We start from the raw sequence: 14,501 nt of genomic DNA, 5'->3' as shown, positions 1-14,501 counted from the left end.
CGATTATGACCTGCGCGGCTCCCAGCGGAACCACAGCCGGATCGCGGCCAGCCCGGCCAGCGTCCACCCGGCCAGGACCAGGAGGGGCACGACGAGGTCGCCGGTCCTGACGGCGTCGACGACGGCCGTGGTCGGCAGCAGGTCGAGGGCGGGACGCAGCCATGCGGGCACCGGGACGGGGCCCATCGCGCCCGCGGAGACGCCCGCCACCAGGAACACCGGCGTGGTGAACGCCGCCGCCAGCTCCGCCCGCGGGATCGCGGCCGTGTACGCGGCGCCGAGCAGGGACAGCACGGCCGAGCCCGCGATGGTGACGGTGGCGAAGGCGAGGGGGTTCGCGGGCAGCGGAACGTCGGCCACGAGGTGGACGGCCAGCGTGCACAGCGCGATCACGGCCACGGTCTGGGTGGCGGTGCCGGCGATCTGGCCAGTGAGGATCTGCGCGTCGGTCAGCCGGGTCGCCCGCAGCCGTTTGAGGACGAGCTGGTCGCGGCGGGCGGCCAGGGCGACGGCGACGTTCATGAACGCGGTGATCGCCAGCAGCAGCGCGAGCGCGCCCTGGAAGATGTGGGTGGCGGCGGCGACACCGCCGGAGGTCACGTTCCGCATGAGGGCGGGCATCCCCACGGCCAGCCCGACGGGCGTGATCACCGAGGCGAACACCATGGACTTGTCCCGCCAGAACAGGCGGGTGCCGAGACGGTAGGTGGCGGTCAAGCTCATCGGGCGCTCCCGGACAGGTCGAGGAAGAGGTCTTCGAGGGTGGCCGTGCGGACCTCCAGGCCGGTCAGGCGCACGCCGCGCGACGCGGCCCAGCTGAGCAGCGTCTGCGCGGCGAGGTCGGGGTCCTCGGCGCGGCAGACGGCGTTGCCGCCCTCCAGGGTGACCGGCAGCGGCAGGTCCGCGGGACGGACCTGGGCGGGCATCCGGAACGCCACCCGCCCGCTCCGCGCCGCGAGCGTCTCGGCCATCCCGCCCGAGGCCACGATCTCGCCCCTGTCCATGATCGCCAGGGCGGAGGCCAGGCGCTGCGCCTCCTCGAGGTAGTGGGTCGTCAGCAGGACCGTAGTGCCCTGCCCGGCGAGGTCGCGGACGACCTCCCAGGTTCGCGCCCGCGCCTCGGGGTCCATGCCGGCCGTCGGCTCGTCGAGGAACAGCACGTCGGGGCGGCCCAGCAGGGCGAGCGCGAGGTCCAGCCGGCGCTTCTCGCCGCCGGAGAGCTGGCGCACCTTCGTACCGGACCTGCCCGCCAGCCCGGCCAGCTCCAGCGCCTCGTCGCGCGGGCGGGGCACGGCGGTGAAGTCACGCCAGATGTCGACGGTCCGGGCGACCGTCAGGTCAGGGAAGAACCCGGCCTCCTGCAACATGATCCCGACGCGCTGTCGCGCGGCGGCCCTGTCGGCCCAGGGATCGAGGCCGAGCACCCGCACCGTGCCGCTGTCGGCGCGCTGGAAACCCGCGAGCACCTCGACCGTCGTGGTCTTGCCCGCGCCGTTCCTGCCGAGCAGCGCGAAGATCGCACCCTCGGCCACCTCGAACGAGACGTCCTTCACCGCGGGGAAACCCTGGTGGCTCTTGCTGAGCCCGGTCACGTCGATCGCTGTCATGGATCCGACTATCGCCGGACCCGATCGCGGACGGCAGTGAAGAATTCACGACTTTCCGGAGAGCTTGAGCAGCGCGTCGGTGACGCCCTCCGGGTCGATCACCTGGTGCAGGTGCTGGCCGGGCAGGCGGGTCACGGGCCACCCGCGCCGCGCGGCCTCCTCGGCGATCGAGTCGTACGGCGGGCCGTACCACAACAGCGAGCACCTGACGTCGTCCCACCCCGCGGGCACGGGCAGGGACTGCGTGTAGTAGTCGAGCGGCAGCCGTGGTTGCTCCGCCGCGACCCGTACGCGTACCGCCGGATCGGGCAGCAGGGCCACCACGTCCTCTTCGTCCCACCAGTCGGTCCAGCGCGGAAGCATCCCGTCGGGGCCCGCGAGGTCGCGCAGGAACGGCAGGAACCCGTCCTCGGCGACCTTGACCGGCCCGTCGCGCGGCGGGAGGCTCGCGTCGGCGAACACGCAGGCCACCACCTGCCCGTCGAGCCCTTCCTTGATCAACGGCAGGTAGAGCCCGGCGTTGCTGTGCCCGGCCAGCACCACGCTGGTGCCGGGAGGGGTGGCCGCGCGCACCTTCTCCACCACCCGCGGCCAGTAGGGCGTCTCTCCCGCGGTCACGCCGGTCAGGTCGGGCACCACCGCCGCGTGCCCGCGGCGCTCCAGCGACTCGGCCACGGGAGCCCAGGTCGAGGGCCCGACCGCTGGGCTGTGCACGAGTACGAAGGTCGTTTTCATGTCCTCACCCTGTCAGATGACCAGGGTCCGACGGGAGACCGATTTGTCCGAATTATTGAAGACGTCCCAGGCGGCGGCCAGGGTGTTCACCGCCCGCGAAAGCCCGTCCCCGTGACTGCGCGCGGTCACGCCCGCAGCCTGGCGGCGAGCGGCGAGCACCGGCCCGCGTCCCGGCGGATCGATGGGATCGTCATGGCAGGCCTCTGGGGCGATTCCGGCGCGTGGGCTCTGCCGTGGAGTCCCTTTTATGGGCGATCCTTAACCTATGAGCGAATTCCGACCTGAAACGCGGGCCGTGCACCCGCCGCAGCCGGCCGTCGAGGGCAGCCGCCCGATCAGCGTTCCCATCTATCAGACCTCGGGGTTCGTGTTCGATGACCCCGCCGTGATGGCCACGTCGATGGGCCGCCCCGACGGCGCGTTCGTCTACGGGCGTTACACCAACCCCACCGTCCGCTCCCTCGAACTGGCCGTCTCCGGGCTCGAAGGCGGCGCCGGAGCGGTGGCCACCGGATCGGGCATGGGCGCGATCAACACCGTCCTGCTCGCCCTGCTCAAGCCCGGCGACCACATGGTGGCCCAGCGATCCCTCTACGGGGGGACCGCCGCCATGCTCAACGAGCTGACGGGCAGGTTCGGGATCGCGGTCACGTACGTGCCGGAGAACGACCCCGCGGCCCTGCGCGCCGCCGTGCGGCCCGAGACCAGGCTCGTCTACCTGGAGACGATCAGCAACCCGATGACCCTCGTGGCCGACCTGCCCGGGATGTGCGCGGCCGCACGCGAGCTGGGCATCCTGTCCGTGGTCGACAACACGTTCGCCACGGCCATGCTCTGCCGGCCGATCGAGCACGGGGCGGACGTCGTGGTCCACTCCACGACCAAATATCTGTCCGGGCACACCGACGTGGTCGGCGGGCTCGCCGTCTTCGCCGACGCGGCACTCTACGAGAAGGTGTGGCACTTCTCGATCGAGCTCGGGGCCTCGGCCGACCCGTTCGCGGCCTGGCTGACGCTGCGCGGGCTCCAGACGCTGGGACTGCGCATGGAACGCCACTGCTCCAACGCCCATCACCTGGCGGTCCGGCTCGCCGAGCACCCCGCCGTGACGGCGGTGCACTGGCCGGGGCTCGCCTCGCACCCTTCGTACGAGCTGGCGGGCAAGCTGCTGCCGGGGTTCGGCGGGGTGTTCGCGTTCGACCTGGCCGGCGGGCGGGTGGCAGGTGAGAAGTTCATGAGCTCCGTACGACTGGCGCTGCTCGCCCCCTCGCTGGGCGGCGTCGAGACGCTCATCCTGCACCCCGCCACCACCTCGCACCGGTCGCTCAGCCCGGAGGAACTGGCGCGCAGCGGCATCGGCGAGGGCACGGTGCGCATCGCGGTGGGCATCGAGCACCCCGAGGACCTGTGGTCCGACATCGCCCAGGCGCTGGCATAGGGTCGGGTTCTGCGATCAGATCCGCAACGACGAACAAGGGGACACCGTGACCACCGTCGCCCACGAGCAGGTGCTGGCCGCCGCCAGGAGGATCGGCGGCCTCGCGCTCCGCACCCCGGTGCTCGAGATCTCGCCCGGGCTGTTCTTCAAGCTCGAGCTGCTCCAGCACTCGGGATCCTTCAAGGTGCGCGGGGCGTTCAACCGCATCCTGTCGGCGGGCGAGCTGCCCGCGGGCGGAGTGATCGCGGCCAGCGGCGGCAACCACGGGCTCGCGGTGGCGTACGCGGCGCGAGAGCTGGGTGTGCGGGCCGAGATCTTCGTCCCCGAGGTGACCAGCCCGGTGAAGGTGGCGGGGCTGGAGGCGCTGGGCGCGCACATCACGCAGACCGGCGCCATCTATGCCGAGGCCGCCGAGGCCGCCGCCAAAGGCGCCGCCGAGACCGGCGCGCTGGCGGTGCACGCCTACGACCAGCCCGAGGTGATCGCCGGGCAGGGCACCACCGGGCTGGAGATCGTGGAACAGACCGGTGGCGTGGACACGGTGGTGGTGGCCGTCGGCGGCGGCGGCTTCGCCGCCGGCGTCACGCTGGGCACCGCGAGCACGGCGGGCGGTTCCGGCGCGGGACCGCGGATCGTCGCCGTGGAACCCGAGCGGATCCCGACCCTGGCGGCGGCGCTGCGGGCGGGCCGGCCGGTGCCCGTCGAGGTGAGCGGCGTGGGGGCCGACGCGCTGGGCGCCAGCAAGATCGGCGGCCTGGCCTTCGAGATCCTCTCCGGCCCCAGGGTGGAGAGCGCGCTCGTGACCGACGAGGCCATCCTGGCCGCCCGTCGCACTCTCTGGCAGCGGCACCGGATCGCGGCCGAGCCCGCCGGCGCGGCCGCGTACGCGGCGCTCCTGTCGGGCGTCTACACACCGAGCCCGGGGGAGCGGGTGGGGGTCGTCGTCTGCGGCTCCAACACCGATCCCGCCACCCTGGCCGCCTGACTGCCCGTGAGCCGCGCCGGCCCCGACAGGAAATTGCCGGTGCGCCGCGGTCAGCGGTAGGTGTGCTCGGGCGCGGGGAAGGCGCCGGATGTGACGTCGGCCGCGAAGGCGCGGACGGCGCGGTCCATCTCGGTGGCCAGATCCGAGTACTGCCTGACGAACTTGGCCGGCCGCGGCGTCAGTCCCATGAGGTCCTGCCACACCAGCACCTGCGCGTCCGTCGACGGGCCCGCTCCGATGCCGATGGTCGGGATCGCGAGCGACGTCGTCATCCGCTGCGCCAGATCGGCCGGCACGCACTCCAGCACCACCGAGAACGCTCCGGCCCCTTCCAGGTCCTTGGCGTCCGACATGAGCTCGTCCCCCGCCTGCCCGCGGCCCTGGACGCGGTAGCCGCCCATGACGTTGACCGACTGCGGGGTCAGGCCCAGGTGCGCCATGACCGGGATGCCCGCCGAGACGAGCGCCTCGACCTGGGGAACGACCCGGCGGCCGCCCTCCAGCTTGACCGCGTGCGCGCCCGCCTCCTTCATGAAGCGCGCCGCCGTCTCCAGCGCCTGCCGCGGGGAGGACTGGTACGACCCGAACGGCAGGTCGGCGACCACCAGCGCGCGCGACGACCCGCGTACGACGGCCGCCGTGAGCGGCAGCAGGTCGTCGACCGTGACGGGGAGCGTGGAGTCGTGGCCGTAGACGACCATGGCCGCCGAGTCGCCCACCAACAGGACGGGGATGCCCGCCGCGTCGAACACCCTCGCCGTCATCGCGTCGTAGGCGGTGACCATGGGCCACCGCTCTCCGCGCTCCTTGGCGGCGACGAGGTCGCGGACGGTGACGCGGCGTCCGGCGGCGCCGCCGTACAGCGTGGTTGAAGAGGACATGTGTCATCACTCCAGAAAGGTCTCGAGGCGCCCCGGCGGCGTCCCCGGACTCCTCCGATGATGGCACGCGCGGAAAACGAGTGGCAGAACTGTCGGTGCCTCTTGCCAGAATCAGCGCGGAGGTAACGAACACCATGGCTCTTGACCCCTACCGGCGCCTGCTCAGGATTCCGGGTCTCCCCACGTTGCTGCTCGTGGGGCTGCTGGCGCGCATCCCGTCCACGGCGGTCGGCATGGCGCTGACCCTGCACGTCGCCACCACGCTCGATCTGGGCTTCGCCAAGGCCGGGCTGGTCACCATGGCCAGCACGATCGGCATGGCGATCGGCTCGCCCCTGGCGGGCAGGTTCGTCGACAAGCACGGGCTGCGTCCCGTGGTCGTCGTCACGACCGTGGCGCAGGCGGTGTTCTGGGCGTGCGCGTGGGCGCTGCCGTTCCCCGTCCTCGCCGTGGCGGCGGCGGTGGCGGGGCTGCTGGGGCTGCCGGTCTTCAGCGTGACGCGGCAGTGCCTGGCCGCCATGGTGCCCGAGCCCCAGCGGCGCAGCGGCTTCGCGCTCGACTCGATGCTGGTCGAGCTGTCCTACATGACCGGTCCCGCGCTCGCGGTGGCCGGCGTCACGACGCTCGGCAGCGGCCCGACGATGGCCGTCATCGGGCTCGGGGTGACGTCGGCGGGGGTGGGGCTGATCGTGCTCAACCCGCCCACCCGCTCGGCCGACGAGATGGCGGAGCAGGCGGTCAAGGTGCCCAGGAGGCAGTGGATCACGCCGGCGTTCGTGGCGCTGCTCGGCACGGTCGCGGCGGCCACGTTCGTGCTCACGGCGGCCGAGCTCGCTCTGGTCGCCACCATGGAGCACGCAGGCCAGACAGCGTGGGTCGGGCTCGCCGTGGCTATCTGGGCGGTCTACTCCCTGATCGGTGGTTTCCTGTACGGTGGCCTGTCCCGCGGCTTCTCGCCGCTGGTCCTCATCGGAGCCATGGGCCTGCTGACCGTCCCCGTGGCGTGGGTGGGCGGCGGCTGGCACTGGCTGGTCCTGGCGTTGCTGCCCTCGGGCATGCTCTGCGCGCCGTCCCTGTCGTCCACCGTCGACATGCTCAGCCGCTGGGTGCCCGCAGGGGCGAGGGGAGAGGCGATGGGCTTCCACGGCACCGCGCTGCTGGTGGGCGGTGCCGTCTCGGCGCCGATCGCGGGGGCCGTCATCGACGGGACGGGTCCGGCCTGGGCGTTCGCCGTGGCCGGCCTGGTGGGGGTGGCCACGGTGGTGATCGCCCTCCCGTTCTGGCGCCGCCGCCCGATGACATCCACCGCGTTGAGCCGGTCCGCTGCGCCGCGGCCGGAGGGCGGGTCCGCGGCGGCGGAGGGGACGTCCGGCGTGCAGGGACATGAGGTCGTCCGGGCACTGGAGAACGACGCCTCGCTCACGCCGATGGGGGAGCCTCCAGTCCTGGTGGAGGACGCACCGCTACGTCAGGAAGGACCTGCCGCACTCACTTGAGCAGGTCGTCGCGGGTCCGCGTGGTCGCACGTGAGCGGGCGCGGTCTGATCGGGGGTGTTCGGCGGGTTCCCACGCGCCTGCGACGCTCCGGCGGCAGAGGCCGGGGGCGCCGCTTCTCGAGGCGGGAGGTCACCGATGCCGGCGGTGGAGTGCTCGTTGCTCGGCGGCGTCGAGTGCGGGTGCGAGGGGTGCGAGCGTGGTGCGAAGGAGGTCCGGTAGCGAGCCGGACGGCACGACGAGCCCGCTGGTCGTGAAGGACGAAGCAGTCGTCTGCAGCCACTGCTCGAGCGCCACGCGAACTGCGGCGGCCACGCTCGCCGCGAGCACCCGTGCGGTGTGCGGGTCGCCATCGCCCAGACGGTCGGCGATCGCGTCGGTAAGAGGATGTTCGATCGCGGTGGTGGTTTCGACGAACGCGTCGCGCAGTGCGGGACGGGTGGTGATCAGCAGCAGCGCGTCCCGGCCGGATTCGTCCGGGACGGTGTACTGATCCACGATCGCCTCGATGACGGCGTCGGCGAGGCCGACGCCGGCGGGCCGATCGGCCACCGCCGCCGCGGCTCGCGCTTCCCGTTCGCCGGCGACGGCGGCGACGATCGCCTGCTCGCGGCTGGAGAAGTAGTTGTTGTACGTCCTCGGTGAGACGCCGGCGGCCTCGGCGATGTCATCGACGCGCACGTTGTCCGGCCCACGCTCGAGGGCCAGCCGCAGGGCCGCCGCGCGCAAGGCCTCTCGGGTGGCCTGCTTCTTCTGCTCGCGCAACCCCGTCCGTCTCGTCGTCACCGTCCCAGCATCCCAGCTGGAGTGCGTGTGCGCAAACTTGCGTGCACGCAAGTTTCTTCATAGCCTGGGCGTCCTCATCCCACAGGAAGGACCCGTGCAATGAGGGCCAAGGGCATCACCTACGACACCGGCTTCATCCGCAATGGAGGGTCCTCCCGCGAGCGCTTCGACCCGGACGTGGTCAAGCGCGAGCTGGAGATCATCAGGGACGACCTGCACTGCACCGCGGTCCGCGTCATCGGCGGTGACCCCGGGCGGCTGGAGCTGGCCGCGACGTACGCCGCCGACCTCGGCCTGGAGGTCTGGTTCTCGCCCTACCCTCTGGAGCTGACCCCCGAGGAGACGCTGTCGCTGTTCGCCGACTGCGCTGAGCGGGCGGAGCGGATCCGGCAGCGGGGCGCCGAGGTCGTGTTCGTCACCGGCGCCGAGCTGAGCCTGATGAACAAGGGATTCCTGCCGGGCGACACCCAGGAGGACAGGCTCGGGCTGCTGGCTCGGCGAGATCGGCTGGCCGAGCGGGCAGGCGAGCTCAGCGCGCGGGTCAACGACTTCCTGTCCGGCGCCGTGGCACTCATTCGCGAGCGATTCGGCGGCCGGATCACCTACGCCTCCATACCGCTCGAGCGCGTCGACTGGGCCCCCTTCGACATCGTGGGCGTGGATCTCTACCGGTCGGCCGAGGTCGCCGGCCCGTTCGCCGAGGCCGTACGCACCCTCGTCGCGCAGGGGAAGCCGGTCGCGATCACCGAGTTCGGCACCGCCGCCTACCGCGGTGCGGGTGACAGGGGCGGCCGCGTACTGGAGGTCGTCGAGTTCGGCGAGGACACCGGCGTGCCGGTCCGGCTGAACAGCGAGTGCATCCGCGACGAGCCCGGCCAGGCCGCATACCTGCGGGAGCTGTTGGAGATCTACGACGCCGCAGGTGTCGACAGCACCTTTGTCTTCCTCTTCGCGCTCGACAACTTCCCGCACCGCCCCGACGGCGATCCCCGCGACGATCTCGACCTGGCCAGTCCGGGCATCGTCAAAGTCCTCGAGGACCGCCGCGGGGACACCTACCCCGACATGTCCTGGGAACCCAAGGCCGCCTTCATCGCCCTCGCTGAGTGCTACCGCGGCTGACCGCGTCGCCATGCCCGCGTCTTGCGGCGAGCCTCGCCGGCCGCCGCCCGCCGGCCGGGCGCTTCAGCGCCTCATCCGTCCCGCCCCTCCTGCGGGCGAACAAGGGAGTACATATGATCACAGATGTTGTCATCGTCGGCGGCGGCCCCAACGGGCTGATGCTGGCCTGCGAACTGAGCCTGGCAGGGGTCCGGCCGCTCGTGCTGGAGCGGCTGCCCGAGCCCAGCCGGGAACCGAAAGCGAACGGACTGCTCGGCCAGGTCGTGAGGATGCTCGACCACCGCGGGTTGCACGAACGTCTCAGCGGCAGCCAGGAACCGCCGCGGCCGAACTCCGCGTACTTCATGTTCGGCGCGATGGGCCTGGACCTGAGCCTGCTGGAGGACAGCCCCGTCCACGCCCTGCCGGTGCCGCAGCGACGTGTCGTGCGGGTTCTGCAGGAGCGAGCGGTCGAACTGGGCGTGGACATCCGGCGGGGGCACGAGGTCGTCGGCCTGGCGCAGGACGACGACGCCGTCACCGTCGACATCACGAGCCCGGACGGGGAGTACCACCTGCGGGCCCGGTACCTGATCGGTGCCGACGGAGCCCACAGCGCCACGCGCAAGCTCTCCGGCATCGGGTTCCCCGGAATCACCTACGACCGGATGACCGTTCGCTCGGCGCATGCGACGATCCCAGAGGACTGGGTCGATCCCGCGACCGGCGCGCTGAACGTGCCCGGCTACGGCGCCGTCATGCCGTTCATGCCCCACCGCACCGAGCACGGGGGGTTCTCCTACGCGCCGATGCCCGGCCATCCACCGCTGGTCAGCACCACCGAGTGGGACCAGCCCGCGACCGACGCTCCGATGAGCCTGGAGGAGCTGGGGACGAGTATCCGCCGCGTGCTCGGCGTCGACGTGCCGCTCGGGCCGCCCGACGGCCAAGGACCGCACGCGCTGCGCCGGCTGACCGGCGGTAACACCCGGATCGCCGAACGGTTCGCCGACGGCCGGGTGTTCCTGATCGGTGACGCCGCCCACGTGTACGCCGCCACGGGAGGCGGTCCGGGGCTCAACCTCGGCCTGCAGGACGCGGTCAACCTCGGCTGGAAACTCGCCGCCGAGATCCGGGGAAGCGCCCCGCCCGGGCTGCTGAACAGTTACGAGACAGAGCGGCGATCGGCCGCCCGGCGCATGGTGCTGAACGCGCAGGCACAGGCGGCCCTGGTCGCCCCCGGCAGCGATGTCACCGGACTGCGCGAGGTGTTCGCCGAACTGCTCCGCGACCCGAGCGCGGTGCGGCGCCTGGCCGAACTCACCGCAGGCGCCGACGTCCGCTACGACATGGGCGTACCCGAGGCGCACCCGCTGACCGGCCGGTTCGCCCCGGACATGGACCTGCACACCGCGACCGGGCCGGTCCGGCTGGCCGAGCTGACCAGAACCGCACGCCCTCTGCTGCTCGACCTGACCGAAGAATCATCACTGGCGGAGACACTCGCCCTGGGGCACGACCAGGTCGATGTCGTCACGGCGCGCTCCCAGACCCCCGCGCCCACCGCCCTGCTCCTCCGGCCGGACTGTTACGTGGCCTGGGCATCTGCATCGCCTCGGCCCGATCCCATGGAGATCGGGACGCTCCGGGCAGCCTTGCAGCGGTGGTGCGGAGTCATCAAGCCCGCCCGCACCTGACTCGGGCACCTACGGAGGCGGCCGACGCGGGCCGGTGGCAGGCTTGCGGAGGGCCGAGACGGGGTCAGGACCCGGCTGCGGCGCGGTCGCGGTGGGCGCGGATCTCGTCGTGGTGGTCGGAGGCCCAGCCGATCAGCTGTTTGACGATGTCGAGCAGGCCGCGGCTGAGGGGGGTGAGGGTGTACTCCACGCGCGGCGGGACCTCCGCGTAGGCCGTGCGGGTGATCAGCCCGTCCTGCTGAAGCTGGCGCAGGGTGTGGCTGAGCATGCGCTGGGAGATGCCGGGGACGTCGCGCTGCAGGTCGGTGTAGCGCAGGGCGCCGTCCTCCAGGATCGCGATGATCAGCATGCTCCACTTGTCGCCGACCCGGTCCAGGATCTGGCGGATGAAGGCCATCTGGTCGGCCGGGATCGCCGCGCAGGGCCCCCGGCTCGCGGCGGCCGCCGATCCCCCTGCGTGCTCCATGACGCACATTCCTCTCCGTGACGCACAGTGATGTGCCTTTTGTAGGCCCCTCCATGCTGTCCTATCTTGACGTTACGCACAAATAGTAAGAATCGGAGGGGATGCCATGAAGGTCGAGCTCTGGTCCGAGGCGGCCTTCCCCTGGTGCGGGCTGGGCGGCCATCGCCTGGCGCGAGCCGTCGAGCACGTGGAGGTGGTCACCTTCGCCCCCGGCGGCCACGCTCCTGTCTGCGGCTCCGACGGCTGCGCCGTCCCCTCCGCAACCTCCTGACCCCGTACTCAAGAGAAAGTGAACTGATCATGCCTGCTCTCGCCATCGTCGGCGCCGGCCCCGGCATGGGCCTCGCCATCGCCCGCACCTTCGGCGCCCAGGGCTACGATGTCGCTCTCATCGCCCGCAACCGGGCCAAGCTCGACGACCTCGTCGGCCGGCTCACCGCGGAGGGCATCGCCGCCGCCGCGTTCCCGGCGGACGTGCTCGACCACGACGCGCTGGCCCAGGCCCTCAAGGACGCCGCCACTCTCTTCGGCGGCATCGATGTCCTGGAGCACTCCCCGGCCCCGAGCGTCGGCTCCATCGCCCTCGCCTCGCCGTCCCAGACCAACCCGTCCGACGTGCAGTGGCTGATCGACTTGCTGCTCTACAGCGCCATCACCGCCACCCGGGCCGTTCTCCCCGCGATGCGTGAGGCCGGCGCGGGCACCCTGCTCTACACCAACGGAGGCGGCTCGCTCGACCCGCACCCGATACTCGGCAACGTCAACGCCGCCCAGGCGGCGCTGCGCAACTGGGTGCTCAACCTGCACAAGGAGCTGGCCGGCACCGGTGTCCAGGCCGCGCACGTCGCCATCGACGTGTGGATCGGCGGGGGCGGCCCTCCCGGAGCCCCGACCGCGGAGCCCGAGGAGATCGCCCCTCTCTACTGGGACCTGCACACCCGACGCGACGAAGCCGAGCGCGTCTTCTCCGGCTGACGTCTCCCAGCTCGCCCCATGTAGCCCGCCGCGTGGCGGGGGTGGCGGCAGTGATCCGGTTCGGTCGCGGAGTTCGCACGGATTAACGAAACGGGACCGTTGCGTATCGGAATGCATTGCGCTACGGTGTCGTTGCGAAACTTAGGCGTATCGAAATTAAGGACCTTTCATGGACCCGAAAACGGGGCATCCACGCCGATGGGCGATCCTCGGCGTGCTGGTGTTCAGCCTGCTGGCCGTCGTGTTGGACAACACGATCCTCAACGTCGCGATGAAGACCATCGCCGACGAGACGGTGGGCTTGGGGGCGACGCAGAGCGAGCTCGAATGGGCGATCAACTCCTACACGCTGGTGTTCGCCGGCTTGTTGTTCACGTTCGGCGTGATCGGCGACCGAACAGGGCGAAAGCGCATGCTGTTCATCGGCATGGTGCTGTTCGGGCTGGCCTCCCTGGCCAGCGCCTACGCCCAGGATCCGACGCAACTGATCCTGGCGAGGGCGGCGATGGGCATCGGCGGCGCGGCCATCATGCCGGCCACGCTGGCGATCATCTCCAACGTGTTCCCGCCCGGTGAGCGTGGCAAGGCCATCGGCGTGTGGGCCGGCGGCGTCGGTCTCGCGGTGGCGATCGGCCCGATCACGGGCGGCCTGCTGATCGAGCACTTCTGGTGGGGCTCGGTGTTCCTGGTCAACGTGCCGATCGTGCTGGTCAGCCTGGTCCTGATCTCCATGGTCGTGCCCGAGTCGCGTGACCCGAAGCCGTCCAGGCTCGACCCGCTGGGCGTGGCGCTGTCGATCATCGGTCTGGTGGCCATCGTGTACGGCATCATCCGCGGCGGCGAACTTGCCACCGTGGCCAGCGCCGAAGTGCTGGTGCCGACGTTGTTCGGCCTGGCGGTGCTCGGCGTGTTCGTGTGGTGGGAGCGGCGCATCGACCACCCGGTCTTCGACGTCCGTAACTTCGCCAACGTCCGCTTCAGCTCGGCCATCGGCATGATGGGCATCGTCTTCTTCGCGATGATGGGCGGGATGTTCTTCCTGACCTTCTACCTGCAGATCGTGCTGGGGTTCACGCCGGTGCAGGCGGGAGCGCTGATGATCCCGTTCGCCGCGGCGCAGCTCATCTTCGCGCCGCTCAGCCAGCGGGTGAACGAGCGGTTCGGCGCCAAGCTGTCGGCCACGGTGAGCATGATCGTGGTGACCCTGGCGTTGAGCAGCTACGCTCTGATGGACCAGAACACGCCGATCCTGCTGATCGAGATCGTCTTCTTCGTGCAGGGTGCGGCGATGGCCAACATCATGCCGCCCGCGACCACCGCCATCATGGAGTCGCTGCCCAGGGAGAAGGCCGGTGTCGGATCCGCGATGAGCAACACCGTCCGCCAGCTGGCCGGCGCGCTCGGCGTGGCGGTGCTCGGCTCGGTGCTGTCCTCCAGCTACCGGGGCGAGATGGCGCCGGTGCTGGCGGGCCTGCCCGCCGACGCCCAGCACGCCGCCGGTGAGTCGATCATGGGGACGATGGGCGTCGCCCAGGCTCTGGGGGAGCAGGGCCAGGCGCTGATCAAGCCGGCGTTCGCCGCGTTCGTCGAAGGCATGCACGTCACGGCCATGGTGTCGGCGGTGGTCGGCTTGCTCGGCATCGTGGTCGTGGCGAGGTGGATGCCCGGCAAGCCGCGACCGGTGCGGCAGACGGAACAGAGGGAACCCGCTACAGTGTGAGGCCGCGATGACGATCCAGGAACCAGCGGTTGCCCGCCCGGCGGGCCGTCCGCGCAGCGAGAAGGCCGAGAAGGCGATCATCGAGGCGACCCTCGACCTGCTCGGCGAAGGCATGGGTGTGTCCGAGCTGTCCATCGAGGCGATCGCGTCGAGGGCCGGCGTCGGCAAGACCACGATCTACCGGCGCTGGTCCAACAAGGAAGATCTGGTCGTCGACGCCCTCGCCACGCTCAAGGCGCCGCTGCCGGAGCTCGGCGGCACATCGGTGCGCGACGACCTGATCAGCCTGCTCGACGCCATGCGCAGGGAGGCGGGCCAGCCCCGCAGCCGCTGCGTGATGAACATCGCGATGAGCGAGGCCGATCGTTATCCGCAGCTGATGGAGCGGTTCGTCAAGCGGGCCATCACACCTCGCAGGGAGGCGATGCGCGCGGTGATCGAGCGCGGCATCGCCTCCGGCGAGCTCAATCCCGACCTCGACGTCGACATGGGCATGGCGTTGCTCTCGGGGACGATGCTCTGGCACACCAAGTGGGGGCCCGGTGGCGAGCTCGCTCCCGACCTCGCCGTACGGGTGGTCGACGTGGTCCTGGCCGGGATAACGCCCAGGCCCTGA

At 71.3% G+C, this 14,501-nt stretch carries 15 protein-coding genes; 9 read left to right on the top strand and 6 right to left on the bottom strand.

What is annotated here, in order from left to right; genetic code table 11:
- Positions 1–3: 3 nt before the first annotated feature.
- From ACTWPV_RS12955 to ACTWPV_RS12945, 3 genes are read right to left on the bottom strand one after another with little or no spacing between them, the layout of a single operon-like run.
- The gene (locus ACTWPV_RS12955; protein WP_347642524.1) at positions 4–723 is read right to left on the bottom strand and encodes an ABC transporter permease; all 720 of its coding nucleotides are present in this window, start codon (positions 721–723) and stop codon (positions 4–6) included.
- On the bottom strand, positions 720–1,607 hold the full coding sequence (locus ACTWPV_RS12950) for an ABC transporter ATP-binding protein (protein ID WP_347642525.1): 888 nt from the start codon (positions 1,605–1,607) through the stop codon (positions 720–722). The genes ACTWPV_RS12955 and ACTWPV_RS12950 overlap by 4 nt, the downstream gene beginning before the upstream one ends.
- A gap of 45 nt (positions 1,608–1,652) precedes the next feature.
- Positions 1,653–2,342 (bottom strand): alpha/beta hydrolase, encoded by a 690-nt coding sequence (locus ACTWPV_RS12945; RefSeq protein WP_443151925.1) that lies wholly within the window; start codon positions 2,340–2,342, stop codon positions 1,653–1,655.
- Between the two features lie 265 nt (positions 2,343–2,607).
- On the opposite strand from ACTWPV_RS12945, the gene ACTWPV_RS12940 reads away from it, so the two are divergent.
- A complete protein-coding gene (locus ACTWPV_RS12940; protein ID WP_443151924.1) occupies positions 2,608–3,780 on the top strand; it encodes a trans-sulfuration enzyme family protein in 1,173 nt (390 codons plus the stop codon).
- A 46-nt stretch (positions 3,781–3,826) separates the two neighbouring features.
- Positions 3,827–4,765, top strand: coding sequence for a serine/threonine dehydratase (locus ACTWPV_RS12935; protein WP_443151923.1), 939 nt, complete (start codon positions 3,827–3,829; stop codon positions 4,763–4,765).
- Between the two features lie 50 nt (positions 4,766–4,815).
- Here ACTWPV_RS12935 and panB read toward each other — a convergent pair whose 3' ends face one another.
- Complete coding sequence (panB, locus tag ACTWPV_RS12930; protein WP_443151922.1) at positions 4,816–5,646, bottom strand: 3-methyl-2-oxobutanoate hydroxymethyltransferase; 831 nt, start codon at positions 5,644–5,646, stop codon at positions 4,816–4,818.
- 134 nt (positions 5,647–5,780) lie between these two features.
- Here panB and ACTWPV_RS12925 point away from each other — a divergent pair, with 134 nt between their 5' ends.
- Positions 5,781–7,142, top strand: coding sequence for an MFS transporter (locus ACTWPV_RS12925; RefSeq protein WP_443151921.1), 1,362 nt, complete (start codon positions 5,781–5,783; stop codon positions 7,140–7,142).
- Positions 7,143–7,272: 130 nt separating this feature from the next.
- On the opposite strand, the gene ACTWPV_RS12920 is transcribed toward ACTWPV_RS12925, so the two are convergent.
- A complete protein-coding gene (locus tag ACTWPV_RS12920; RefSeq protein ID WP_443151920.1) occupies positions 7,273–7,905 on the bottom strand; it encodes a TetR/AcrR family transcriptional regulator in 633 nt (210 codons plus the stop codon).
- Between the two features lie 120 nt (positions 7,906–8,025).
- Between ACTWPV_RS12920 and ACTWPV_RS12915 the strand changes: the two genes are divergently transcribed.
- Positions 8,026–9,048, top strand: a complete 1,023-nt coding sequence (locus tag ACTWPV_RS12915; protein ID WP_443151919.1) for a hypothetical protein — start codon at positions 8,026–8,028, stop codon at positions 9,046–9,048.
- Between the two features lie 113 nt (positions 9,049–9,161).
- On the top strand, positions 9,162–10,724 hold the full coding sequence (locus tag ACTWPV_RS12910; protein WP_443151918.1) for an FAD-dependent oxidoreductase: 1,563 nt from the start codon (positions 9,162–9,164) through the stop codon (positions 10,722–10,724).
- Positions 10,725–10,788: 64 nt separating this feature from the next.
- Here the strand turns inward: ACTWPV_RS12910 and ACTWPV_RS12905 are convergent, their stop codons facing one another.
- Entirely contained in the window at positions 10,789–11,190 is a 402-nt protein-coding gene (locus ACTWPV_RS12905; RefSeq protein WP_364134715.1) for a winged helix-turn-helix transcriptional regulator, read from the bottom strand.
- Positions 11,191–11,296: 106 nt separating this feature from the next.
- Between ACTWPV_RS12905 and ACTWPV_RS12900 the strand changes: the two genes are divergently transcribed.
- The 4 genes from ACTWPV_RS12900 (at position 11,297) to ACTWPV_RS12885 (ending at position 14,501) form a co-directional block, all read left to right on the top strand.
- Positions 11,297–11,461, top strand: coding sequence for a hypothetical protein (locus ACTWPV_RS12900; RefSeq protein WP_443151917.1), 165 nt, complete (start codon positions 11,297–11,299; stop codon positions 11,459–11,461).
- A 29-nt stretch (positions 11,462–11,490) separates the two neighbouring features.
- On the top strand, positions 11,491–12,165 hold the full coding sequence (locus ACTWPV_RS12895; RefSeq protein WP_443151916.1) for an SDR family NAD(P)-dependent oxidoreductase: 675 nt from the start codon (positions 11,491–11,493) through the stop codon (positions 12,163–12,165).
- Positions 12,166–12,334: 169 nt separating this feature from the next.
- On the top strand, positions 12,335–13,885 hold the full coding sequence (locus ACTWPV_RS12890; protein WP_443151915.1) for an MFS transporter: 1,551 nt from the start codon (positions 12,335–12,337) through the stop codon (positions 13,883–13,885).
- Between the two features lie 7 nt (positions 13,886–13,892).
- Positions 13,893–14,501: a TetR/AcrR family transcriptional regulator gene (locus ACTWPV_RS12885; protein WP_347620754.1), complete on the top strand. Its 609-nt coding sequence runs from the start codon at positions 13,893–13,895 to the stop codon at positions 14,499–14,501.

Origin of the sequence: Nonomuraea sp. KM88 (assembly GCF_052245635.1) — a bacterium.
Taxonomy (GTDB): Bacteria; Actinomycetota; Actinomycetes; order Streptosporangiales; family Streptosporangiaceae; genus Nonomuraea.
Note: the sequence above shows the minus strand (reverse complement) of the source record. Positions and strands in the feature narration are given on the sequence as shown.

What these genes read in the sequence shown, in the direction of transcription:
- ACTWPV_RS12955 (WP_347642524.1), bottom strand. Translation starts at nt 723, where the DNA reads ATGAGCTTGACCGCCACCTACCGTCTCGGCACCCGCCTGTTCTGGCGG.
- ACTWPV_RS12950 (WP_347642525.1), bottom strand. Translation starts at nt 1,607, where the DNA reads ATGACAGCGATCGACGTGACCGGGCTCAGCAAGAGCCACCAGGGTTTC.
- ACTWPV_RS12945 (WP_443151925.1), bottom strand. Translation starts at nt 2,342, where the DNA reads ATGAAAACGACCTTCGTACTCGTGCACAGCCCAGCGGTCGGGCCCTCG.
- ACTWPV_RS12940 (WP_443151924.1), top strand. Translation starts at nt 2,608, where the DNA reads ATGAGCGAATTCCGACCTGAAACGCGGGCCGTGCACCCGCCGCAGCCG.
- panB (WP_443151922.1), bottom strand. Translation starts at nt 5,646, where the DNA reads ATGTCCTCTTCAACCACGCTGTACGGCGGCGCCGCCGGACGCCGCGTC.
- ACTWPV_RS12925 (WP_443151921.1), top strand. Translation starts at nt 5,781, where the DNA reads ATGGCTCTTGACCCCTACCGGCGCCTGCTCAGGATTCCGGGTCTCCCC.
- ACTWPV_RS12915 (WP_443151919.1), top strand. Translation starts at nt 8,026, where the DNA reads ATGAGGGCCAAGGGCATCACCTACGACACCGGCTTCATCCGCAATGGA.
- ACTWPV_RS12910 (WP_443151918.1), top strand. Translation starts at nt 9,162, where the DNA reads ATGATCACAGATGTTGTCATCGTCGGCGGCGGCCCCAACGGGCTGATG.
- ACTWPV_RS12905 (WP_364134715.1), bottom strand. Translation starts at nt 11,190, where the DNA reads ATGGAGCACGCAGGGGGATCGGCGGCCGCCGCGAGCCGGGGGCCCTGC.
- ACTWPV_RS12900 (WP_443151917.1), top strand. Translation starts at nt 11,297, where the DNA reads ATGAAGGTCGAGCTCTGGTCCGAGGCGGCCTTCCCCTGGTGCGGGCTG.
- ACTWPV_RS12895 (WP_443151916.1), top strand. Translation starts at nt 11,491, where the DNA reads ATGCCTGCTCTCGCCATCGTCGGCGCCGGCCCCGGCATGGGCCTCGCC.
- ACTWPV_RS12890 (WP_443151915.1), top strand. Translation starts at nt 12,335, where the DNA reads ATGGACCCGAAAACGGGGCATCCACGCCGATGGGCGATCCTCGGCGTG.
- ACTWPV_RS12885 (WP_347620754.1), top strand. Translation starts at nt 13,893, where the DNA reads ATGACGATCCAGGAACCAGCGGTTGCCCGCCCGGCGGGCCGTCCGCGC.